This is a genomic window from Streptacidiphilus sp. MAP12-20 (genome assembly GCF_041262525.1).
Lineage (GTDB): Bacteria > Actinomycetota > Actinomycetes > Streptomycetales > Streptomycetaceae > Streptacidiphilus.
Genome location: NZ_JBGCCK010000015.1, coordinates 160129 through 181964 on the forward strand (window position 1 = coordinate 160129; position 21836 = coordinate 181964).

Annotated in this window: 18 protein-coding genes and 1 pseudogene; 13 read left to right on the plus strand and 6 right to left on the minus strand. The window is 70.0% G+C overall.

Annotation, left to right across the window (positions count from 1 at the left end; translation table 11 throughout):
* Entirely contained in the window at window positions 1-576 is a 576-nt protein-coding gene (locus ABIA32_RS21655) for an ArsR/SmtB family transcription factor (protein WP_370097893.1), read from the minus strand.
* 72 nt (window positions 577-648) lie between these two features.
* Between ABIA32_RS21655 and ABIA32_RS21660 the strand changes: the two genes are divergently transcribed.
* Entirely contained in the window at window positions 649-1224 is a 576-nt protein-coding gene (locus tag ABIA32_RS21660; RefSeq protein WP_370097896.1) for a dienelactone hydrolase family protein, read from the plus strand.
* A 282-nt stretch (window positions 1225-1506) separates the two neighbouring features.
* Window positions 1507-1914, plus strand: coding sequence for a hypothetical protein (locus ABIA32_RS21665; protein WP_370097898.1), 408 nt, complete (start codon window positions 1507-1509; stop codon window positions 1912-1914).
* A 456-nt stretch (window positions 1915-2370) separates the two neighbouring features.
* Here the strand turns inward: ABIA32_RS21665 and ABIA32_RS21670 are convergent, their stop codons facing one another.
* The gene (locus ABIA32_RS21670; protein ID WP_370097901.1) at window positions 2371-2826 is read right to left on the minus strand and encodes a PIN domain-containing protein; all 456 of its coding nucleotides are present in this window, start codon (window positions 2824-2826) and stop codon (window positions 2371-2373) included.
* On the minus strand, window positions 2823-3101 hold the full coding sequence (locus ABIA32_RS21675; protein ID WP_370097903.1) for a type II toxin-antitoxin system Phd/YefM family antitoxin: 279 nt from the start codon (window positions 3099-3101) through the stop codon (window positions 2823-2825). Before ABIA32_RS21675 ends, ABIA32_RS21670 begins: the two co-directional genes overlap by 4 nt.
* A gap of 252 nt (window positions 3102-3353) precedes the next feature.
* On the opposite strand from ABIA32_RS21675, the gene ABIA32_RS21680 reads away from it, so the two are divergent.
* The 3 genes from ABIA32_RS21680 (at window position 3354) to ABIA32_RS21690 (ending at window position 7183) form a co-directional block, all read left to right on the plus strand.
* Window positions 3354-3896 (plus strand): LysR family transcriptional regulator substrate-binding protein, encoded by a 543-nt coding sequence (locus tag ABIA32_RS21680; RefSeq protein ID WP_370097905.1) that lies wholly within the window; start codon window positions 3354-3356, stop codon window positions 3894-3896.
* Window positions 3897-4312: 416 nt separating this feature from the next.
* Window positions 4313-6637 (plus strand): discoidin domain-containing protein, encoded by a 2325-nt coding sequence (locus tag ABIA32_RS21685; RefSeq protein ID WP_370097908.1) that lies wholly within the window; start codon window positions 4313-4315, stop codon window positions 6635-6637.
* A 372-nt stretch (window positions 6638-7009) separates the two neighbouring features.
* Window positions 7010-7183 (plus strand): hypothetical protein, encoded by a 174-nt coding sequence (locus ABIA32_RS21690; protein WP_370097911.1) that lies wholly within the window; start codon window positions 7010-7012, stop codon window positions 7181-7183.
* A gap of 51 nt (window positions 7184-7234) precedes the next feature.
* On the opposite strand, the gene ABIA32_RS21695 is transcribed toward ABIA32_RS21690, so the two are convergent.
* On the minus strand, window positions 7235-9280 hold the full coding sequence (locus ABIA32_RS21695; RefSeq protein WP_370097914.1) for a DUF2264 domain-containing protein: 2046 nt from the start codon (window positions 9278-9280) through the stop codon (window positions 7235-7237).
* Between the two features lie 74 nt (window positions 9281-9354).
* On the minus strand, window positions 9355-11448 hold the full coding sequence (locus ABIA32_RS21700; RefSeq protein WP_370097917.1) for a carbohydrate binding domain-containing protein: 2094 nt from the start codon (window positions 11446-11448) through the stop codon (window positions 9355-9357).
* A 226-nt stretch (window positions 11449-11674) separates the two neighbouring features.
* Between ABIA32_RS21700 and ABIA32_RS21705 the strand changes: the two genes are divergently transcribed.
* The 7 genes from ABIA32_RS21705 (at window position 11675) to ABIA32_RS21735 (ending at window position 19743) form a co-directional block, all read left to right on the plus strand.
* On the plus strand, window positions 11675-12775 hold the full coding sequence (locus ABIA32_RS21705; protein ID WP_370097920.1) for a LacI family DNA-binding transcriptional regulator: 1101 nt from the start codon (window positions 11675-11677) through the stop codon (window positions 12773-12775).
* Between the two features lie 481 nt (window positions 12776-13256).
* Complete coding sequence (locus ABIA32_RS21710; protein WP_370097950.1) at window positions 13257-14279, plus strand: hydroxyacid dehydrogenase; 1023 nt, start codon at window positions 13257-13259, stop codon at window positions 14277-14279.
* Between the two features lie 47 nt (window positions 14280-14326).
* A complete protein-coding gene (gene ngcE, locus ABIA32_RS21715) occupies window positions 14327-15769 on the plus strand; it encodes an N-acetylglucosamine/diacetylchitobiose ABC transporter substrate-binding protein (RefSeq protein ID WP_370097923.1) in 1443 nt (480 codons plus the stop codon).
* Between the two features lie 42 nt (window positions 15770-15811).
* Entirely contained in the window at window positions 15812-16717 is a 906-nt protein-coding gene (locus ABIA32_RS21720; protein WP_370097925.1) for a carbohydrate ABC transporter permease, read from the plus strand.
* Between the two features lie 13 nt (window positions 16718-16730).
* Window positions 16731-17717: a carbohydrate ABC transporter permease gene (locus ABIA32_RS21725; RefSeq protein WP_370097928.1), complete on the plus strand. Its 987-nt coding sequence runs from the start codon at window positions 16731-16733 to the stop codon at window positions 17715-17717.
* Window positions 17718-17773: 56 nt separating this feature from the next.
* Complete coding sequence (locus tag ABIA32_RS21730; protein WP_370097930.1) at window positions 17774-18883, plus strand: LacI family DNA-binding transcriptional regulator; 1110 nt, start codon at window positions 17774-17776, stop codon at window positions 18881-18883.
* Window positions 18880-19743 (plus strand): sugar phosphate isomerase/epimerase family protein, encoded by an 864-nt coding sequence (locus ABIA32_RS21735; protein ID WP_370097933.1) that lies wholly within the window; start codon window positions 18880-18882, stop codon window positions 19741-19743. The genes ABIA32_RS21730 and ABIA32_RS21735 overlap by 4 nt, the downstream gene beginning before the upstream one ends.
* A gap of 196 nt (window positions 19744-19939) precedes the next feature.
* Here the strand turns inward: ABIA32_RS21735 and ABIA32_RS21740 are convergent, their stop codons facing one another.
* The gene (locus ABIA32_RS21740; protein WP_370097936.1) at window positions 19940-20953 is read right to left on the minus strand and encodes a LacI family DNA-binding transcriptional regulator; all 1014 of its coding nucleotides are present in this window, start codon (window positions 20951-20953) and stop codon (window positions 19940-19942) included.
* Window positions 20954-21366: 413 nt separating this feature from the next.
* On the opposite strand from ABIA32_RS21740, the pseudogene ABIA32_RS21745 reads away from it, so the two are divergent.
* Window positions 21367-21836, plus strand: a pseudogene (locus tag ABIA32_RS21745) (carbohydrate ABC transporter substrate-binding protein); the annotation flags it as partial.

The window sequence follows — 21836 nt, forward strand, 5'->3', positions numbered from 1 at the left end:
TCAACAGCTTCCCTGGGTCGGCGGCAGAGTCGGATAGTCAGGGATGGGATACACGCCGACGGTGAACCCGTAGACCGTCTCACCGGAACGCGGCAGCGTGTCGAACTCGTGGATCACCTGCTCCACACGCTCCCAGAACTCGGCCGCCTGCCCCTCGGAGATCCGGGCCCGCCGGATGAATTGGCGGACCTGCCCGAGCTCGTACGCCGCGGCTGATTCCTTCGCGGCCACCTCGAAGTCGTTGAAGTCCGGTGGCAGAGTGCCGCCGACTGCTTGCCGGCCCAGCCCGACGAAGAACATCCGCGCGGTGCGGCCGTAGTAGCGCTCCTCGATCGCCCGGACCCGGCGTGTCCGCACCACGCGCAGCAGACCGGCTTTGGCCAGGACCCCTACGTGATGCGCGACGGTGCTCTTCGGTCGCTTGACTGCGGCGGCGAGCTCAGTGACCGTCGCGGCACGCTCCTGCAGGAGGCCGAGGACGGTGGTGCGCAGGGGGTCGCTGATGGCTCGCACCTGCTCGGCGGTGGTGAGCTCGATCGTCTCGTCGAGGTCGTAGTCCGGAGTATTGCTCGACATGATCGCATTAGACTAGCATCGCCGATTGTTCGAGAAACTTGGATCATTCAGCGAGTCGAAAGCAGGCAGGCCATGGCCGAGGTTGTGCTGTTCCACCACGCTCAGGGACTGACTCCCGGAGTTGAGGCCTTCGCGGAGGAGCTCCGCCAGGCAGGCCACACCGTCCACGTACCGGACATGTACGAGGGGCACACCTTCGAGACCCTGGAGGAGGGCATCGGCTACGCGAGCCGGACGGGGTTCGGCACCATCATGGAGCGTGGGGTCGCCGCCGCCGCGCCGCTCGGTGGCGAGGTGGTCTATGCGGGCTTCTCCCTCGGCGTCATGCCGGCCCAGCGCCTGGCCCAGACCCGCGCAGGCGCGAAGGGCGCCCTGCTGATCTACTCCTGCCTCCCCGTGTCCGAGTTCGGCGCGACCTGGCCTGCCGACGTCCCGGTCCAGGTGCACGGAATGGACGCTGACCCGTTCTTCGCCGACGAGGGCGACCTCGACGCCGCGAAGGAGCTGGCCGCCGCCACGGAGCGCGCCGAGCTGTTCCTCTACCCCGGCAAGCAGCACCTGTTCGCGGACTCCTCGCTGCCCTCGTACGACCAGGCCGCAGCTGAACTGCTCACCCGGCGCGTCCTCGACTTCCTGTCGGCGCTGTAGGTCCCGACCTCGCTGCCGCGGGCGATCTCCTCCGCGGTCGGCTGGCTTGCCCAGGTCCGCCCGTACGACGAGAACCCCAAGCCCGGCACCGAACCTGATCGTTTTGGCAGGGTCGCCATGTGACGAAGCCCCGCGACCGGCGAACCGGGCGGGGGCTTCGCACTGGACGGGCGGAACGCAGGGAGTGATCGGATCTTTAGGGGGAGGCCTCGCTCCGCCGCCTCGCTGTTCTGCGCGAGCGAGCCGCTCGCGTCGATCTGCGCGGGCGCGTAGGGTCCAGGGGTGGACACGAAGACTCCGATCCCGCGCGTCCTCGTGATAGGGCTCGACCCGAGCAGGGTTCCGGGGCCCTGGGACCCCGATTCGGTGGTCGACGCGATCGCGAGGGGCATCGCCCGCTTCGCGGAGCACGGCGTCGGGGTTGAGACCTGTCTGTTCGGTCTCGACGGCAGCGACGACGTGGAGGCGGTCGTCAGCGCTGCCTTGACCTCCCGGCCTTGGGAGTGCGTGGTGGTGGGTGGTGGCGTGCGGAAGCCCGACGATCAGCTCGAACTGTTCGAGCAGGTGGTCAATCTGATTCGACGGCACGCTCCTGATGCGGCGCTCGCATTCAATCGCATGCCACTGGACACCTTTGATGCGGCCGCCCGCTGGATCGATGTTCCGGGAGAACCGTCCGGCGTCGGCTAAGAACTTCGACGATCAGGTTGCACCGGTGCTGCCGGGGCGGGCTAGGAGGTCGGGTGGCTCGGCCGAGACAGGCGTCGTCCTGCCGGGGCGGCCGCGCGGATTGCGTGGCGGGCTGCGGTGACCGGCGCGTCGGGCACCACTGATGACGCCGGATGCTGCGTTACCCTTCGGACCCGGATCCACGGGTCGTATCAGTGCACATCCACTGCACGATTACGCGGGAAGTCCTGGGAACTCGCCTCGGGTGAAATCGCAGGTCAGCGCGGTGGCGGGCGGACGAGTCGGCCTCTACACCGGGGACTTCCGAAGATCCGGCTGGATAGCCGCTGACCTGCTCGAACGCCCGGCAGTCGAGGGCAATGCACCGCGAATGCACTGGGACGAGAGCTGGCTTGCACGATCCCTTGAAGGGGGTCGAGCATGCCCCGTCGGGCGAGGTGAAGAGTTCACCGGGAGCTACGACAGCTCAAGGTCATCCGGAAGCAGTCGGAAGGCGCTGTGACCGGTCAGTGGCGTGACCGCCCGGAAATGCTTGCGGTCAAGGGTGGCAATGGCGTCAGTCCGAAATTCGCGCGCCAGAACCACGTTCATGGCATCCGTCAGGCCCAGCGGAAACGAGATGTAGTTCTGTCCGACGGCATGGGCTGCATGCAGATGCGCCCCTACCTCCGGAACTTCGAAGCGCCCGACGGCCACCTTGTCGGCGATGTATCGCAGCGCGGCCTGTGAGGCTTGCTCGGAGATGCCGGTCATCAGGAGGTAGTCGACCTCCGCCAAGACCATGGGTGAGATGACCGCGTGCCCGATTCTCTTGAGCGCTTCCCGGCAGACTTCGTGCTCCGCCTCGTTGACGTTGAACGCCGACACGAGTGCGCTTGAGTCCACGATGGCAACGGGGACGCTCTCACTCACCGACCGAACCCCTTCAGGTGGGCTGGGTTGGTGCTCAAGTCGGTTGGCCCGGCGAGCACCGGCATGTCGTCCAGCTCGTCTGCCATGGGGTCGGTGCGGAAGGGGTGCGCTGGCTCGTGGCGCCGGTTGTACGGCTCGATGCGCATTATCGGCATCCCGTTCTTGGTCACGATCAGGACGTTCCCCGCCTCGATGCGCTCAGCGATCCGGGAGGCGTTGTTGAGTTCTCTGAGGGGGACGACCGACGTCTGGGCCTCTTCCTGGGAACCTTCCATGCAGATAACGTACCACGCCCGTACCACGCCAGCTGGGCGACCGGAGCACTGGCGCCTCGGCGGCCGTCCCATCCCGTCCTCGAGGCCCCTGCTCCCACCCGGCTGTTGGCGGGGCGGCAAGAGCCCTCAGGCGACGTTGAACGCCCCATCAGGAGGGCACGCGGGCCGCTGCGCGGAGTCGCCCAATCTCACGGCGAATCGGAAGGACGTTGCCCGGAGGGCTCTGACTGCTTCGCTGGGTTCGACCTTCAGTTGGGTCAGGCGGGCAGGCCCGCAGTACTCCTCGTCGAACCGCCTCATCACATCCACGACGCGTTGCGGCGGGGTGCCGACCTGGTTATCTCCACCGAGGCCCCGGTGTCCACCCTTGCCTGGCTGCCACTGGCTGCGCCGCCACTGCGGGCCTACTTCGCGCCCACGCACGCATGGGCGTCGACGGATCGGGCCGGCGTGACACCTGCCGAACTGGTCACCCAGAAACTCCTTCTCCCGCCGGGCGACTTCATGACCCGGAAGCTCCTCGACCACGCGGTCATCCGCGCCGGCCTCGGCTACGCGAGCGTCGAGGAATGCCCCGTATCCCGCGTCATCCAGGCGCAAGCGGCAGCGAGCTTCGGGGTCGGAGTGCTGACCGAGCATCCAAGATTCGGCGTACGCACCCTGCCGGTGATGGACGGCGACGAGCCCCTCGTGCTCCGCCTCCACGCCGCGTGGGACCCGGCGCACCATGCCGCACCGGTCATTCACGCCCTCGTCCGGCGCATGGCCACACACGCCAATGCGGCAGCGGAGTAGGAGGAGCGGGAGCCGAGGGCATGGCAGCGCATCGAGGTAGCGCGAGAGGAGCGCGCCGGATCGCTGCCTGCCGGAAGGCGGGCGGCAGGCCGACTTCAGCGATGCGATCAAGGACTGACCGCGGCACCCCGTGACTGGGAGCTCAGACCTGGTCGCGGGGGCCGCGTGCGGATCAACGCCGCATGCCGCCGAGTCGGAGGCGACCCGGGCGCTGGAAATCGCCGGACGGACCCTCCCGTGCATGCCATGCGGCCTGCTACTCTCCACCGGTCTAGACCCTTGATGATGGTCTAGACCATATGGCCGGCTCGGCTCCGTCGAGGCACTCCGCCTCACGCGACGCCCACGCCCCGCTGCCTCGGAAAGGCGCCATCGCAGGACCACGTCGAACCCATCCTCAGAAGGGTTGTCCAGTCATGAGCATGACGCGACGGCAGTTCGGCATAGCCGCCACCGCCCTCCTCGCCACGACCGGTGCCGTCGATCTCGCGTCAGCGGGAACGGCACGGGCGGTGACGGCAGCGGCAACGCTGCCGGTGACTATCCCCGCCCTGCAACAGTGGACAGCGGGCTCCGGTGCCTACAGCTTCGGCGCCGGCACACGGATCGTCATCGACAGCTCCTTCGCCGGCCAACTCACCGGCGAGGCAGCCGTCTTCGCCGCCGACCTGCAGACGGCGACCGGGATCACGGTGCCGCAGGTGACCGCCCCGGCGGGATCGGCCGGGGCAGGGGACATCGTGCTCACGCTCGGCTCCGGCGACACCGGCCTCGGCAGCGAGGGCTACACCCTCACCATCGCGCCCGTGCTCACCGTCCAGGCCCGCGCCGCCGCCGGAGTCTTCTACGGCACCCGGACCGTCCTGCAACTGCTACGACAGGCCTCGACGATCCCCGGCGGCACCGCCCGCGACATGCCCACGCACGCCGAGCGCGGCCTGATGGTCGACGTGGGCCGCAAGTACTTCTCCGTGACCTGGCTGCAGAACCAGATCAAGGACATGGCCTACGCCAAGATGAACTACCTGCACCTGCACTTCTCCGACAACCTCGGCTTCCGCCTGGAGTCCGCCACCCACCCCGAGATCGTCTCCGCGCAGCACTACACCAAGCAGCAGATCACCGACCTGATCAACCTCGCGGCGAGCTACCACGTCACCATCGTCCCCGAGATCGACATGCCCGGACACATGGACACCATCCTGGCCGCCCACCCCGAGCTCAAACTCGTCGCGCAGGACGGCACCACACCGGACGGCAGCAACATCGACCTGTCCAACCCCGCGTCCTACACCTTGATGAAGGACCTGATCACCGAGTTCATGCCGCTCTTCCCCGCCCCCTACTGGCATCTGGGCGCCGACGAGTACGGCGTCACCTACTCCAACTACCCGCAGCTGCAGGCCTACGCCCAGCAGCAGTACGGGAGCAACGCCACACCCAAGGACGTCTACTACGGCTTCGTCCGCTGGGCCGACGCGATCGTGCGCGGCGGCGGCAAGACGATGCGGATGTGGAACGACGGCATCAGGGCCGGTGACGGCACCATCCCCGTCGCCGCCGGCATCACCGTCGACTACTGGTACAACTACGGCCTGAGCCCCCAGCAGCTGATGGACGCGGGCCACCCGGTCAACAACGGCAGCTGGACGCCCACGTACTACGTTCTCGGCGGCGCCACCCCCGACACGACCTACATGTACGAGCAGTGGAACCCCGGCATCTTCCAGGGCAATGTGACGGTCACCCACCCGGAACAGGTCCTCGGGTCGAAGATCCACGTCTGGTGCGACAACCCCGGCGCTCAGACCGAAGCGCAGGTCGCTGGCGGCATCTTCGCACCGCTGCGGGTGCTGGGCCAGAAAACCTGGGGATCGCCCGACCCCGTCACCACGTACGCCGCCTATCAGCCGATCATCGCCGCCACCGGACACATGCCCGGCTGGCCCGTGGACGTCGCCGCGGGCGACCTGGCCCTGAACAAGCCGACCACCGCCTCCTCCACCGAGACCAGCAACTTCCCCGCCGCCAATGCCACCGACGGCTCCTACGGCACCCGTTGGTCGAGCCTCTACACCGACCCGCAGTGGCTCCAGGTCGACCTCGGCGCGCCCTGCAGCATCACTGCGGCCAAACTCAGCTGGGAGACCGCCTACGCCAAGGCCTACCAGCTCCAGGTCTCCGACGACGCCACCACCTGGACCACCCTCTACAGCACCACCAGCGGCGCCGGCGGCGTCGAGAACCTCACCGGCCTGACCGGCGCCGGGCGTTACGTCCGCATGAACGGGACCCAGCGCGCGACGAGCTGGGGCTACTCGCTGTGGGAGTTCGAGGTGTACGGCTCGCCCGACCTGGCACTGGGCCGGCCCGCGACAGCCTCCAGCGTGGAGTCCGGCATCGCCTCGCTCGGGCCGTCCTTCGCCGTCGACGGCAACGCCGCCACCCGCTGGTCCAGCGACTACGCCGACCCGCAGTGGCTGCAGGTCGACCTCGGCGCCTCCCGGACCGTCACGGCGGTCAAGCTCGTCTGGGAACGGGCCTACGCGAAGGCCTACCAGATCCAGGTCTCCGACGACGCCTCCACCTGGACCACGATCTACGCCACCACGAACGGCCCCGGCAGTACCGAGTACCTCACCGCGCTGCGCGGCACGGGCCGCTACGTCCGCATGTACGGCACCCAGCGCGCCACCCAGTGGGGCTACTCCCTCTGGGAGCTGGAGGTCTACGGCTCCTGAGCAGCAACCGCACCCGATCCGTAACCCCGGGGCCGTCCACCTCCGGAAGCGGCGGCCCTGGCCAGCCCCGGGGCCGCTCGCGCCCTGCCCTGCGGCCCGCCGCGCAGACGGGGCCGGTGGCTCGCTGGGAGCTCGGCGTCGACGGATGCCAGTGCGCCGACCGGAGAGATCCAAGCCATCGAGCAGCTCGCCACCTCGCTGTGCCTCGCACCACACGGACCGGGCGAGGAAGCCGAGTTCGACCACCTCCACGCGCAAATCACGAACCGGCTCACTCAGATCCTGCACTCGCTCACAGCCGAGACCTGAGCTCACGTAGCCGCGGTCCGCAGCAGTGCGGGCCGCGGCCTCTCCCTGACCCGGCTCGGCGACATGCACGGCATCGGCGCGAAGATCGGCACCGCCGAGATCGCGGGCGGCACCGACGGCTGGATGGTCGCCTACAACGGCAACATCGCCGTCTGCGCCCTCGTTCAGGGCGGAAGTTCCGGCGTCGACTCCACCGGGTACGTCGTCCGCTCGTTGCTGCCCGCCGCAGGCTCGTAATTCAGTGAGCGGCTGCCACAGTCTGGTGCCGGGGCAAGCACGTGCGAGTGGTCAGCACAGCGTGGGTGAACGGTGGGGATGGCCCAGTGCTGCGGGGCTCGGCAGGACAGCGGTGGTGGTGTGGTTGTCGGGCCAGCGGACGGTGATGCGGGTGTCGCCCTCCCGGTCCGTGTCGAGGTCGAGGGCGGTGTCTGCGGCGCTGGTTGCCGTGGTGGTTTGGCCGGTGAGGACGACGACTGCGGCGTAGACCTCTCCGGGGCGGGCGGGTTGTTCGGTGGCGGTCCAGGGCACGGCGGTGTGGGGGCCGAAGGGGTTGGTGTCCTGGGCGTGGTGGACGCCGGCGCGGGGCAGTCCGCGCAAGCCGAGGACGAGGGAGTTCAGGCCGCTTTTCTCGGTTGCGACTTCGGCGCTGCCGGCGCCGAGTGGTGCGGTGGCGGCTGGCGGGGTGGTGTCGGCGAGGGGCCAGCCGCCGATGCGCAGCTGCCACGGCCCGCGCTGGGCGGGCCCGGGTTCGGGGGAGCTCTGGTCGCTCGGGTTGGGGTCGATGCGTGCGAGGCGGACCTCCCAGGGGCCGTGGAGGAGGGAGGCGGTGGTGAGCCAGGGGCCGGTCTCCCACTTCTCCTCGCCTTCGGTCTCCCAGGGCACCGGTGGTGCGGTGCGCAGCCAGTGGGTCCGGGTGCGGGAGACGGCGGCTTCGGGGCTGAGGTGGAGGGTGTGGGTGGGGCGGCGGTGGGAGGGGCGTCCGTCGGGGGTGATGAGGGCGATGTGGTTGTCGAGGGGGTGGCTGTGGTCGGTTTCGGGGGCGGTGTGGGTGCTGTAGGCGTGGCGGGCGTATTCGGGTTCGTCGAAGCTGGGGCGGTGCAGCGGGGAGTGATCGGGGCCGTGGTTGGCGATGCGGACGATGCCGTCGGCGCGGGTGCCGGAGACGAGCCAGCCGGGGGCGGGCAGGGTGAGCTGGACGTCGTGTTGCTCCAGCTCCAGGGGTTCCTCGGTTGCGGTCCAGGCGGGGTGATCGGCGGGGAGGACGAGTCCGGCGAAGGCTTTTGACGCCCAGTAGGGGGAGGCGGGTCCGGAGTAGGCCTGGCGCATGCGGGGGAAGGCGTGGTGCCAGCCGAGGCTGAGCAGGCCGGTGTCGGGGTCCTGGCAGCCGGCCTCGGTGAAGCGTCGCAGGACGCCGTTGGCGAGTCGGCGAGTGCGGCCGGGTGTCAGCGGGGTGGCGTCGAACAGTGCGCCGGTCCAGAAGGGAGCGAGCATCGCGAAGCGGTAGGTGAGTGAGCGGCCGTGGTAGAGGGGTGACCCGTCGGCGGCGACCAGGTGCTGGGCGTCGGAGAGGTAGTCACGCAGCCGGTCGCGGTAGCGGTCGCGCAGTTCGTCGGGAGCGTGGTGGCCGGAGATGCGGCAGTACCACAGGGGGTAGAAGTGGAAGGCCCAGCCGCCGTAGTAGTCGAAGTTGCGCAGGGCGTCGGACTGGGAGGTGCCGTCGGAGTACCAGCCGCCACCGATGTGCCAGGACTCGGTGCGGTCCAGGGTGCGCTGGATGTCGGCGTGGTTCCAGGGGCCGCCGACGGAGCGCAGGAAGGCTTCCATGACGGCTTGGAACCAGGTCCAGTTGTTGTCCCAGATCGGGTCGCCGACGATTTTGGCCATCCAGTCGACGATTTGCTGCTGGATCCGGTTGTCGAGCCGGTCCCAGATCCAGGGGCGGGTCTCGTGCAGGGCGATGGCGATGGAGGCGCCCTCGACCTTGGGTTGGGTGAAGTCGGCGAAGGTGGGCCAGCGTTCCGGTGAGTGGGGGTCGGTGCCCGCAGCCAGACCTTGTGCGTACCACTGGGCGAGGCCGGCGTGGTCGGTGTCGCCGGACTGGGCGAGGCGGAAGGCGGCGAGGAGGAAGGTGCGGGCGAAGCCTTCGAGGCCGTCGCTCCAGTGGCCGGAGCGGCTGACCGGTCCGGGCAGGTGGATCAGGCCGTGGTGTTCGGTGGCGAAGGGGCGCACGGCGGCGAGGCTGTGGTCGGCCCAGGCTTCCCAGTCGGGCCGGCCCCAGCCGGTGATCGGTGCGGTCGGGTCGTGGGGGGCGGCGAGGTGCTGCCGGGTGGCCATGTTCGTGCTGCCTTCCTTGCGGGCCCAACGTGAGCCTGGGCATGCTGCGGTGCGGGGGAGACGGGGGTGCGGTGCTACCGGGTGACGGTGAAGTCGTCGGCGTGGTAGGCAGGACCAGCCTTGCTGCCGTGGACGTAGAGGGTGACCGAGCTGGTGCTCGGACCGGTGGTGAAGGTGGTGCTGAGCTGCTGGTAGCCGGGGGTGGTGGGGCTGGTCTGGGTCCAGGAGTCGGTGGTGCCGGTGCCGGTGACCCCGAGGTAGGCGTTCGCGCCGTTGGGGTCGACGAATCCGCTGAGGGTGTAGGTGGTGTTCGGGGTGACGCTGACGGTCTGCTCGCACTCGCCGGTGGCGGTCGTGCTGGGTGTGCTCTGCAGGGCGTAGCCGCCGGAGTTGGCAGGCGTGGTGACGGTGGCGGCCGTGCCGCCGTAACAGGACCACGAGCTCAGCGTCCCGGTCTCGAAGCCGCCGTTGATGACGCGCTGGGAGTCGGTGATGAACGGGCCGTCGGGGGCGCCCGGGCGGACCTGGACCTCGGCCAGGGTGAGTTGCCCGGTGCCGCCGAGTTGAACGCGGACGTAGCGGCCGGTGAGGCCGGCGGGGGCGGGGACCACGCCGAGGCTGCGGGGGTTGGTGTCGGTGAGGTAGTCGGGGTACTGGGTGGTGGCGCGGAAGTTGCCGGTGAAGACGTTGATGACCCAGGTGCCGGGCTGGGTCTGCACCCACTGATTGGGTGCGATCGGTGAGGCGGGGATGGTGGCGCTGGCGCTGTCGGAGACGATCAGGTAGTAGCTGGCCTGCGGGACCGCGTTGTCGCCGGTGGCGTAGACGGCGCCGATGGGCTGGCTGGCGCCGAGGTCGACCTGCCACCAGGGGTTGGCCTGGCTCTGGGTCTGGGCGATGGTGCTGTCGGTCGCGGCGGGGTCGGTGACGCCGTCGACGGCCAGGTCGGCGGTGGCGGATCCCTGGGTGGAGGACTGGGTGGCTGTCTTGCCCAGGGCGAGGTCGGGGTCCTGGACGATGACGTCCTGGGTCTGGGTGTCCGCGCCGATCCGGTAGCTCAGGTGGGCGTCGCCCAGGGTGGCGCTGGTTTCGGCAGTGAGGGTCGCGGTGGTGGACCAGGTGCCGCCGGGGACCAGGGCCGGGACAGTGGTGGTGACCAGGATGCCGCTGATTCCGGTGGGCGCAGTCAGACCGAGCGTGGTGGCCGCGCTGGTGGTGGTGCCGTTGTTGGTGACGGTGACCGGGATGCTCACGCTCTGACCGCGGGTCAGCAGGCAGGTGCCGGGCAGCTGCGCGGCAACCGCCAGGGTGCCGGTGCCGCCACCGCCGGACAGCGCCGTGGCGAACGTGGTGGTGGCCGAGAGCCAGCCGCAGCTGCTGGTGCCCAGTTCCGCGGTGCCGGACCAGATGATCGCGCCCTGCGTTGCAGCCTTGAGCTGGTTCAGCTCGCTGCTCCAGGTGGCGGCGCTGAGGTAGGGGTTGCCGGCGACGGCTTCGTTCTGCGGCCACATGTACGGGTAGATCGGCTGGCCGGCGTTGATCTGGTGGTCGTTGGCGACCGCGGCGTCGAGGTTGCCGGTCCACGCGGAGGCCGTGGCCCAGCGGTTGTACAGGGAGGGTGCGAAGAACGTCAGGCCGTTGTTCTGGTGCAGGACGGCGAGCTGGTTGATCTCGCTGGCGTTGAGGCTGTAGTCGTAGCTGTAGACGCCCAGCGGCTGGGAGGCCGGTATGACCTGCCGGGTCCAGGAGATCAGGGTCTGCCACGCCTGGAACTCGTTCGCCGCCTGGTTCGCGGGGGTGGACGACAGGGCGTCGATGCCCTCGAAGTCCAGCGTGATCGGTGCGGTGGCCGGCAGGCCGCTCACCGCGAACTTCACCAGGGCCTGGAACTGGGACTTGGTCGGCAGCGTGCAGTTGTAGGCGGAGGTGTTCGCGCAGGTGACGTTCCACAGGTCGTAGACCACCCCGGCGCGGGTCGCGCCGTCGTCGGCGACGAGGTTGGCGTTCCTGTAGCTGGTGTTGTCGAACAGGGTGAAAGCGCTGCTCGCGGAGCTCGGCGGCGCGGCGGCCATCACCAGGCCCGCGGCAGTGAGGGCAACCGCTGCCGCGGTGGCCGCCACTCCTCGCGCACGGGCCGTACCCGCGCCCTTGCTGAACCGGACCGACATCCGATCACCTCTCCCGCCTGGATGCGCCCGCTTCCTTGCGGGCGCTGGGCAGGAGTTAAAAGGTTTTACTAGCCGGCGGTCAAGGGTTCTGCCGCAGTTCTCACACGCGACCGCGTGGACGGCGGTTAAGATCCACCACGCGGCTCACCCGGCCCGCCGGGCCCGGACCAGCAGGAAGCCGTGGCGCCTGGGCGCGCGGCCCAGGCTGGCGAAGGCGGCACAGCGCATGAACGGCAGCATCCCGCACGACCCCGGCCGGTCGCCGCGTGCGACCGGGGCCGGACGCGGTCGCCCCGGGATCCGGCAGGTCGCCGAGCGCGCCGGGGTCTCGACCGCGACCGTGTCCCGGATCCTGAACGGCAGCTACCCGGACGCTCCCGCGACGCGGGCCAAGGTGCTGGCCGCGGTCTCAGAGCTCGGCTACGTGGCCAACCCGCACGCCCGCGCCCTGCACCAGCGGCGCAGCGGCACGATCGCCATCGCGGTCGGCGCGCTGGACGACGGCGTCCTGGGTGCGATCGTCCAGTCGATCGCCAACCAGGCCGCCCTGGCGGAACGGCTGTGCCTGATCGCCACGACCGGCTGGGAGACCGCCCACGAGGCACGGGTACTCGCCCAGTTGCAGGCACAGGGAGCCGACGCGCTCATCGTGGTCGGCAGTGCCCGTGAGAGCGAGGACTATCAGCGGCGGATGCGCGACCTGGCCCAGGCCCTGGCAGCCGAGGGCACCCGGCTGGTGCTCTGCGGCCGACCCGCGATCGCGGCCGACGCGCCCGCTGTCGTGGTGGAGTTCGACCAGGAGGCCGGCGCTCTGGCGGCCACCCGCCACCTGCTCGCCCTCGGACACCGGCGGATCCTCCACCTCAGTGGCCCGCTCGACTTCACCATGACCACCGCGCGGCAGGCAGGCTACCGGCGCGCCCTTGCAGAGCACGGACGTGACACTGCCGGGGGCGCCGATGCGCTGCCCGTGCTGCAGGCCTCGACCTCGCTCGGACGCGAGGGCGGCCACGCCGCCATGACGGACCGTCTTGCCCAGGGCGGGCCGGACTTCACTGCCGTCCTGGCCGCGAACGACAGCGCCGCGGCCGGGGTGTCGCAGGCGCTGCGGGAGGCAGGGCTGCGCGTGCCCGAGGACGTGTCCGTGATCGGTTTCGACGATGTCGCCTTCGCTGCCGACCTAGGGCTGACCACCGTGCACATTCCCGCGCGCGAGCTGGGGCTCGCCGCTTTCGACCTGGCCACCCGACCTGATCAGCCCGCTGGGGCATTGATGCTTCCGACCAGGCTGGTGGTGCGGGCGACCACCGGTCCCGCGCCCGGCTGACACCCCCGGATCGCCGATGGATGGTGGCGGTGTGGTCACCCCGCGTTCTTCGGGGCGAGGGCCGGGCGATCGCGCAGGGCGCCCAGTGCGCGCAGCCGTGGTGGCGGGCCGGACTGCGGCCCCGCAGCCCCGCCCCGGCGCTCGCGCGAGCGCCGGGGACGTCGGGCGTCCGTCCCCGGGTTCCGGCTGCTGGGCCTGGCGTCGCAGGGCCGACGAGCCGCCCGAAGCCGCGCTGACGGCGAAGTTAACCGGTTACCCACAACAGGCGTCAATCGTCCGGCCGTCGCCTGCGTGTACTCCGCGCATAGTCATGGCAGTTCAGGGCCGGTATACATCGACGTCTTCTTGCACCATGGAGCGCGGTAGACGGAATTGCTGCCGCATCGGCCCTTGACGTTCCGCCGGGGTAGCTCATAGCTTTCCCGCCATCAAGGCAAGCGGTTACCCACCGCGTCGCCCCGATGAAGGGAAACGGAACGTGCTGTCCCAGCAGCCCGGCGTGGTGATCGCCATGCAGCCGGAGGTCGCCGCCCGCGCGCTGACCCCGGATCTGCTGGACCGGATCGCCGCCGTCGGACAGGTCGACCGCGGCCTGATCGTCACCGACTTCGCGGACCCGAACTCCGCCGCCGCTCTGGCCGGCGCCGAGGTGCTGCTGACCGGCTGGGGCTGCCCCCGTATCGACGCCCAGGTCCTGGCCGCGGCACCGCGGCTGCGTGCGGTGCTGCACGCGGCCGGAACCGTCAAGGACCACGTGGCGCCCGAGGTGTGGGAGCGCGGTATCGCGGTCTCCTCCGCGGCCCAGGCCAACGCCTGGCCGGTGGCCCAGTACACCCTCGCCGCCATCCTGCTGGCAGGCAAGCGGGCCTTCCGGCACGCCGCCTGCGGTGTCGGCGGCGGCACCGGGTTCAGCAACCTCGACCCGGCGCTCGGCAATCATGCCCGCACGGTGGGCGTCGTCGGCGCCTCACGCATCGGCCGCCTGGTCGTGCCGCTGCTGGCCGCCCACGGCTACCGCATCCAGGTCAGCGACCCCACGCTGACTCCGGCCGCCGCCGCAGCCCTGCTACCCGCAGGTTCGCCGTCGGCCCACCTGGTCGACCTGGACACGCTGCTGGCGTCCAGCGACATCGTCACCCTGCACGCCCCGCTGCTCCCCGACACCCGCTACCTGATCGACGCACGACGGCTCGGCCTGCTCCGTGACGGCGCGGTCCTTATCAACACCGCCCGGGGTGCGCTGGTCGACACCGACGCCCTCACCCGGCACTGCGGAGCCGGGCGGATCGACGCCGTCCTGGACGTCACCGACCCCGAACCCCTGCCTGCCACGCACCCCCTGCGGCACCTGCCAGGCGTGTGGATCACCCCCCACCTCGCCGGAGCTGCCGGAACCGAGGTCCGCACACTCGGCGAATTCGCCGTGCACGAACTCGAACGCCTCGCGGCCGGCCTGCCCCTGCTCGGACAGGTCACTGCCCACAACCTGGCCCACCTCGCCTGACCCCGCCTGCCGACCTCCACCCCCACCCCCGAGAGAGGCCCTCCTTCGTGAACGCCACCTCGCCCGAACCCACCGCCACCCGCATGTCCCGACGCAACCTGCTGCGCACCACCGGGCTCCTCGGCCTGGCCGTCGGCTCCGCCGGCGTGCTCTCCGCCTGCGCCGCCGCCTCCTCCGGCGGCAACGGCTCCGCCCCCGCCGCCGGGGCGACCAGCGCCGGCAACCCGCTCGGGGTGGACGCCGGCGCGCCGCTGGAGGTGTTCGTCTTCAAGGGCGGCTACGGCGACGCCTACGCCGTCTACGACGAGTCGCTCTACAGCAAGGCTTTCCCCAAAGCGAAGCTCAGCCACAACGGCATCCAGCAGATGCAGACCCAGCTGCAGCCACGCTTCGTCGGCGGAAACCCGCCGGACCTGATCGACAACTCCGGTCCTGCGGTGTTCCCGCTGCCCACCCTGGTCGCGAACGGACAGGTCGCCGACCTCACCCCGCTGTTGAACGCCCCGTCCTACGACACCCCCGGCAAGACCGTCGCGCAGACTCTGCAGCCCGGGGCGCTGGATGCGGTCACCTACGACGGCAAGGTGATGGGCCTGCCCTACGTCTCGACCGTGAAGGGCCTGTGGTACTCCCAGTCCCTGTTCGACAAGCACGGTTGGACCTGGCCCAGCACCTGGGACGGGCTGACCGCGCTGCTGGGGCAGATGAAGCAGGCCGGCATCGCGCCGTTCGCCTACGGCGGCTCGGACGCGGCGAACTACTTCCTCTACCCTCTGTTCAGCCTGGCCGGCAAGCAGGGCGGCGCGCAGGCCCTGATCGACCTGGACAATCTCAAGCCCGGCGCCTGGCAGTCGGAGCCCATGCAGAACGCCGCCGCCGCCATCGCCAAGCTCGCCGCAACCGGGATGTTCCTCGCCGGCAGCGCCGGGCTCAACCACACCCAGGCGCAGACCGCCTGGGTGCAGGGCAAGGCCGGGATCTACGCGTCCGGCTCCTGGATCGAGAGCGAGATGACCGGCATCACCCCGGCCGACTTCCAGATGACCTTCGGCAACGTCCCGTTGCTGACCGCCGGTGACAAGCTCCCGGCCACGGCGGTTCTGGCGAGCGCGCTGGAGGTCTACCTGGTCCCGGCGCAAGCCAAGAACCAGCGCGGCGCCATGGAGCTGCTGCGGATCATGCTGTCCAAGCAGGGCGCGGCACGCTTCTCCCAGCTCACCCACGCGCCGACCGTCGTCACCGGCGCGACGGGCAACCAGTCCTTCGGCTCCACCGCCTACGCCTCCGTCGCCAAGGCCCTGGCCGCCTCCGGATCGAACACCTTCACCTACCTTGTCTCCTCCTGGTACCCGACCATCGGCAAGGAGCTGAACGTGCAGATCGCCAACCTGCTCGCCGGCCGGGTCGACGGCCCCGGCTTCCTCAAGGCCGTACAGGCCGCCTCCGACAAGGTCGCCTCTGACTCCTCCATCCCCAAGCACCACCGCTGACGCGATGCCGCCGGCACCCAGGACCAGAACGGAGAGACCCCCGTGCAGCACGGCAGATTTCGCATCATCACGCTCTTCCTGGCGGGCCCGCTCGCCCTGTACGGGGTCTTCGTGCTCTCCCCGTTCGCCCAGGCCTTCTGGCTGTCCCTGACCAGCTGGAGCGGATACACCGCCGCCCAGCCCTTCGTAGGACTGGCCAACTACAAGGCCCTCATGTCGGATCCCGCCTTCTGGCAGGCCCTGGAGCACAACGGTCTCCTGCTGGCCGTGGTCCCGGTTGCCACGATCATCCTGGGGCTGTTCTTCGCCGGCGTGCTCAACGTCGGGGCGTCCGCCGGCCGGGTCGGCGGCGTTCGCGGCTCCTCCGTCTACCAGAAGCTGTACTTCCTGCCGCACGTGCTGCCGGTCGTGATCGTCGCCGTGCTGTGGCAGTTCCTCTACAACCCCCAACTCGGCCTGGTCAACAGCGGCCTGGACAGGCTCGGCCTCGGGTCCTTGAAGCAGACCTGGCTCGGCGACCCCGCCGTCGCCCTGTGGTCCCTGGCCGCGATCATGCTGTGGACCGGGACCGGCTTCTACGTGGTCCTGTTCAGCGCCGCCATGCAGTCCATCCCCCGCGAACTCTACGAGGCCGCCGACCTGGACGGCGCGGGCCGTCTGGGCACGATGTGGCGGATCACCCTGCCGCTGCTGCGCGAGACCGTCCAGGTGTCCTGGATCTACCTCGGCATCGGCGCGCTCGACGCCTTCGCGCTCTTCCAGGTCCTGCTGCCGGACGGCGGCCCCAACGACTCGACCAACGTCGTGTCCCAGTACCTGTACCAAACCGCCTTCCAGAACGGGCAGATGGGCTACGCCTCCGCCATCGGCGTCGTCCTGTGCCTGCTCACGCTGCTGCTCGCCGGCGCGACCTTCCTCCTCTCGCGCCGCGAGACCATCGAGTTCTAGGACGGTGACCCAGATGACCACCCCCACCCGCGCCGAGCACGCGTACCAAGACTCACACCACCACCACGACCGGACCGGCACCGCGAGAGGGTCCGGCGCCGACCCCGACCAGGACACCGACCGTACGACCGCGGCGAGTTCGGCGCCGCAGCCCAACGGCCTCCCGGCTCGGATCCTGGGACGGTGCGTCACCGCGGCCACCCACGGCGTGCTGATCTGCTGGGCGCTGGCCGCCCTGGTGCCGCTGGCCTGGGCGCTGCTGAGCGCCTTCAAGGACAACAGTCAGCTGTTCACCAACCCCTGGGGATTTCCGGGCAGTTGGCACCCGGCCAACTTCGCCCACGCCTGGAACCAGGCGAACATCGGCGGCTATTTCGTCAACACCTGTCTGGTGGTCGCCGGGTCGATGGCGCTGACCATGCTGCTGGGCCCGATGGCGGCGTACGTCCTGGCGCGCTTCACCTTCCCCGGCAACCGCTTCCTCTACTACCTGTTCATGGCCGGCATGACCTTCCCGGTCTTCCTCGCCCTGGTGCCGCTCTTCTTCGTGGTCAAGAACTTCGGCCTGATCGGCACGCCGACCGGCCTGATCCTGGTCTACACGGCCTACTCGCTGCCGTTCACCGTCTTCTTCATGACCGGCTTCTTCCGGACCCTGCCCACCGCGGTGGCCGAGGCCGCCATCATCGACGGCTGCTCCCAGGAGGGCGTCTACTTCCGGATCATGCTGCCGATGGCGAAGCCCGGCCTGATCAGCATCGGGATCTTCAACTTCCTCAGCCTGTGGAACCAGTTCCTGCTCCCGATGGTCCTCAACCCCGACCAGCACAAGTACGTCCTGTCGCAGGGACTGGCCGCGCTCGCCGTCCAGCAGGGCTACCAGGGCGACTGGGGCGCGCTCTTCGCCGGGCTGGTGATCTCCGCAATGCCGGTGGTCGGCCTCTATCTCGCCTTCCAGAAGCGTGTGCAGACCGGCCTGAGCGTGGGGCTGCTCAAGTGACCGCAACCGGACGAACCCGCAGCCCGGCAACGGGCGGGAAACCGTATGCTCCCCCCATGCCCGACCCGACCAGCCCGCTGCCGCTCGGCCGCCCCGCCACCGTCCGCGACGTCGCCCAGCGCGCGGAGGTCTCGACCGCCACCGTCTCGCGCGTGCTGACCGGCAACAAGCCGGTCACCCCCGAGATCCGCAGGCGCGTGCAGCAGGCCATGAAGGAGCTGGACTACGTCGTCAACGAGCAGGCCCGCGCCCTGACCGTGAACACCTCCCGCACGGTCGCGATCCTGCTCGCCAACCTCACCTGGCCCTTCCACAACCGCGTCGCCCACGGCATCGAGCAGGAGGCCGTCGCCCAGAACCTGGCCTGTCTGGTCGCCACCACCATGGGCGACCCCGAACGCGAGATGGCCCAGGTCGAACTGCTGCGCGCCCGCAACACCGACGCGATCGTCCTCATCGGCGGCGTCGTCGACACCCCCGAGTACCGCGAACGCATCACCCACCTGGCCCGCTCCCTGGACGCCAAGGGCTCCCGGCTGGTCCTCTGCGGACGCCCGGCCCCCGCTCCCGACCTGCCCGTCACGGTCGTCGACTACGACAACGAAGGCGGCGCCTACGCCGCCACCAGCCACCTGCTCTCCCTCGGCCACCGCCGCATCGCTTTTCTGGGAGGCATGCCCGGCCACACCACAGTCGAAGCCCGCTTGACCGGCTACCGCCGCGCCCACCACGACTATCACGTCGAGGTGGACCCCGCCCTCGTGCTCACCCAGCAGCCCCTCGGCCAGACCAATCGCGGCTTCGCCCGGGAGACCATCCACGCCATGACCCTGGCCGCCGCCGGGGGACCGTTGCCGTTCACCGCTCTGTTCTGCTTCGACGACATCACCGCCGCCGGCGCCGTCAGCGCCCTACGCGACGCCGCAGTCGACGTCCCTCGCGACGTGTCCGTCATCGGGTTCAACGACGAACCCACCGCCCTGGACGTCTTCCCACAACTGAGCACCGTGCACGTCCCTCACGTCGAACTCGGCCGCACCGCACTGCGCCTGGCGCTGGGACGCAACGACCTGATGAACCGCGACACCGGCCAGCATGTCGTCCTGGGCACCCACCTGGTCATGCGTCACTCGGTCGCTCCCCTCCTGCCCGACCGCCGCACGTGAACCGGCTCGGCCTGTCCACCCTCGGCCTCCCCGGCGCAAGCCTGGACCAGGCGCTTCGCCTCGCGGCCGAGGCGGGATTCGAGGGCCTGGAACTGCGCTGCGCCCAGGACCAGCCCGTCTGGACCGACCTGGACGAACTCGACCGCCTGGGCATCTCCCGCGCTTTCCGCGGCGCCGGCCTCAAGCCGATCGCCCTTGCCGGATACCTTCACATCGCCGCACCCGGGCCCGACGGGCCAGTCCTGGCCGCCCTGCGCCGCCACATCTGGCTCGCCGCCGACATCGGCGCGCCCTTCCTGCGGGTCTTCCCCGGCGGCAGCAACCAAGTCCGCCGTGAGGCCGACGCCGCCGCGGCACGCCGCCTGCAAGCGGTTGCCGGGCTCACGCGCGCCTGCGGCGTCCGGATTCTGGTCGAAACGCACGACTCGCACCGTGCCGCCGCCGACACGGCCCGCCTGTTGCGCGGCGTCGGCGACACCGCGACCGGCGCGATCTGGGACGTCCTGCACACCCACCTCGCCGGTGACCAGCCCAGCGACGCTTACGACCAACTCGCCTACCGCCTCGGCTACATCCAGGTCAAAGGCGCCACCGCGCCGCATCGCGACGCGACACCGGTGCAGCTCGGAACCGGCGCGCTGCACCCCGAGGCGGCCATTCACACCGCCCTCGACGCCGGCTACGCCGGTTGGTTCGTCTGGGAGTACGAAGCCCCTTGGCACCCCGAGGCCGCGCCCCTCCCACCGCTCCTCGCTCCAGGCCGCACCTGGCTCACCCGCCAGCTCCGACGGCACCGCGACCAGACCACGCCACGGGCGGAAGCCCCGCTTCCTGAGGAAACCGGACGCATATGCTCCTGAGGATCACCGACGAGGACCGGTGCCGGTAGATGGTTCCAGCTTGACTCTGTGCGTGGCTGGTCAGTGGCGTCGCGGTGGCCGGCGGCGGAGCCGGGACGCGCTCGCGGCCACGAGGAGCAAGCCGCCGGTGAGGCGTCGGCTGCTCGCCCAGGCCGACACCGTGCTGCGCTCGCCGGGCCGGACCCGCGCCCTCGGGTCAGCTCTTCGCTGCCGACGTTCCGTGACCGGGAGCCGACTGGCGCACCACCAGCTCGGTGGGCAGGATGAGCTGACGTCTTGGCCGTTTGGGCTCGGCGACCTGGTCCAGCAGGAGCCGGGCGATGGCGCGGCCTATCTCCTCAACCGGCTGTCGGACACTGGTGAGGGCGGGGGTGGTGTGGCGCGCGATGATGGAGTCGTCGAAGCCGACCAGGGCCACGTCCTCTGGCACACGCCGCTCGGCCGACCGCAGCGCCTGGAGTGCGCCGGCGGCCATGACGTCGGAGGCGCAGAAAACTGCGTCAACGTCCGGAGAGCGCTGCAACAGGGCGTGCATAGCCGTTCGACCGCCCTCCTCGGTGAAGTCCGACACCTGAACCAGATCGTCGGTCGGAGCCTGTCCGGCCCGCACGAGAGCATCGCGGTAGCCCGCCAGGCGGGTCCGTGCCACCTCCATGTCGAGTGGTCCGGCGATGGTCGCGATGCGTGTGCGTCCTGCGCCAATCAAGTGCTGCACGGCCGTTCGCGCGCCGCCGTGGTTGTCCCCGGCCACGTAACTCAGGGACTCGTTCTCACCCCGGCGTCCGGCCAGCACGGTGGGGATCCCGAGTTCCTCGAGCAGCGTTGGCAGCGGGTCGTCGCGGTGCACGGACACGAGGATCACCCCGTCCACGCGGTGCGAGCGAAGATAGGCCGTCAGGCGCCTGCGTTCGCCTTCGTTGCGTACCAGGATCAGCAGCAGTTGCATGTCGGCGGCTGCGACCTCCATGGAGACCCCGCTGATGACGTCCGAGAAGTACGGTTCGGAGAACAACCGGGTTTCGGTCTCCGGGACGATGAGCGCGATGGCGTCCGTACGGGACGTGACCAGGGCACGCGCGGCGTGGTTGGGCACGTAGCCGAGCTCGGCGACAGCCCGCTGGACCGCGGCCCGGGCCTTCTCGCTGACCTCGTGCGAACCGTTGATCGCTCGGGAGGCCGTGCTACGGGCCACTCCGGCTAGGGCCGCCACGTCGTCGAGTGTCGCCCCACCGGGGTGGGGTGCCGCGGGGGGACTGGCCGACGGGCCGGGCCCGTCGTCGGTGGTCCCTCGTTTCACGTGCACCTCGCTCGTTCTTCCATCCGTCATCCGGAGTGACCGCCCGAAGCGTAGACCCTCCTCGGCGGTTGGACACACTCCGGCAACTTGGTCGACCCCCCCTTGACACGTAGCCGGGGAGGAAGCAGTCTTCACGCCAGGTTACTGGAAGCGCTTCCAGCTGTGGCCTCAGGGTATCCAATCAGCCTGCTGTTATATGCCTGAGAGTCAGAGAAATCTATGGGAGCGCTTCCAGAACCAGCCCCGGCCACAGGCCGGTTCCCACCCACCGTGTCCTGTCGGCACAGCCACGTCGCTCAGCCGCACCGTCCGATCAAGGAGTTCCCATGCGTACGTCCCCTGCTGTCCGCGTCGCCCGGTCTCGTAGGAGAGCTGTGTTCACGGCGCTGGTGTTGTCCGCATCTGTCGGGCTGCTCGCCTCGGGTTGCTCGTCGAGCGCCGGAGGGTCCCAGGGCGCGGCCGACCCGAACGCCAAGATCACGTTGACGGTCGGCGACTTCGGCACGTTCGGATACAAGGAGGCGGGTCTGTTCGACGCCTACATGGCCGCGCACCCGAACATCACGATCAAGGAGGACACCACCACCCTGGAGACGGACTACTGGACCGCCCTGCAGACCCACCTCGCCGGCGGGAGTGGGCTGGACGACATCCAGGCGCTGGAGGTCGGCCGCATCTCGCTGGCCACCTCCGATGCGCTCAGCAGCGCTTTCGAGGACCTGAGCAAGGCGCCCGGTGTCAACAGGAGCGACTACCTGCCCTGGAAGTGGGCCCAGGCCACCACCGCCTCGGGCAA

Coding starts and splice junctions, on each gene's coding strand:
- ABIA32_RS21655 (WP_370097893.1), bottom strand. CDS start 576: ATGTCGAGCAATACTCCGGACTACGACCTCGACGAGACGATCGAGCTC.
- ABIA32_RS21660 (WP_370097896.1), top strand. CDS start 649: ATGGCCGAGGTTGTGCTGTTCCACCACGCTCAGGGACTGACTCCCGGA.
- ABIA32_RS21675 (WP_370097903.1), bottom strand. CDS start 3,101: ATGGAAGGTTCCCAGGAAGAGGCCCAGACGTCGGTCGTCCCCCTCAGA.
- ABIA32_RS21685 (WP_370097908.1), top strand. CDS start 4,313: ATGAGCATGACGCGACGGCAGTTCGGCATAGCCGCCACCGCCCTCCTC.
- ABIA32_RS21690 (WP_370097911.1), top strand. CDS start 7,010: ATGCACGGCATCGGCGCGAAGATCGGCACCGCCGAGATCGCGGGCGGC.
- ABIA32_RS21695 (WP_370097914.1), bottom strand. CDS start 9,280: ATGGCCACCCGGCAGCACCTCGCCGCCCCCCACGACCCGACCGCACCG.
- ABIA32_RS21700 (WP_370097917.1), bottom strand. CDS start 11,448: ATGTCGGTCCGGTTCAGCAAGGGCGCGGGTACGGCCCGTGCGCGAGGA.
- ABIA32_RS21705 (WP_370097920.1), top strand. CDS start 11,675: ATGAACGGCAGCATCCCGCACGACCCCGGCCGGTCGCCGCGTGCGACC.
- ABIA32_RS21725 (WP_370097928.1), top strand. CDS start 16,731: ATGACCACCCCCACCCGCGCCGAGCACGCGTACCAAGACTCACACCAC.
- ABIA32_RS21730 (WP_370097930.1), top strand. CDS start 17,774: ATGCCCGACCCGACCAGCCCGCTGCCGCTCGGCCGCCCCGCCACCGTC.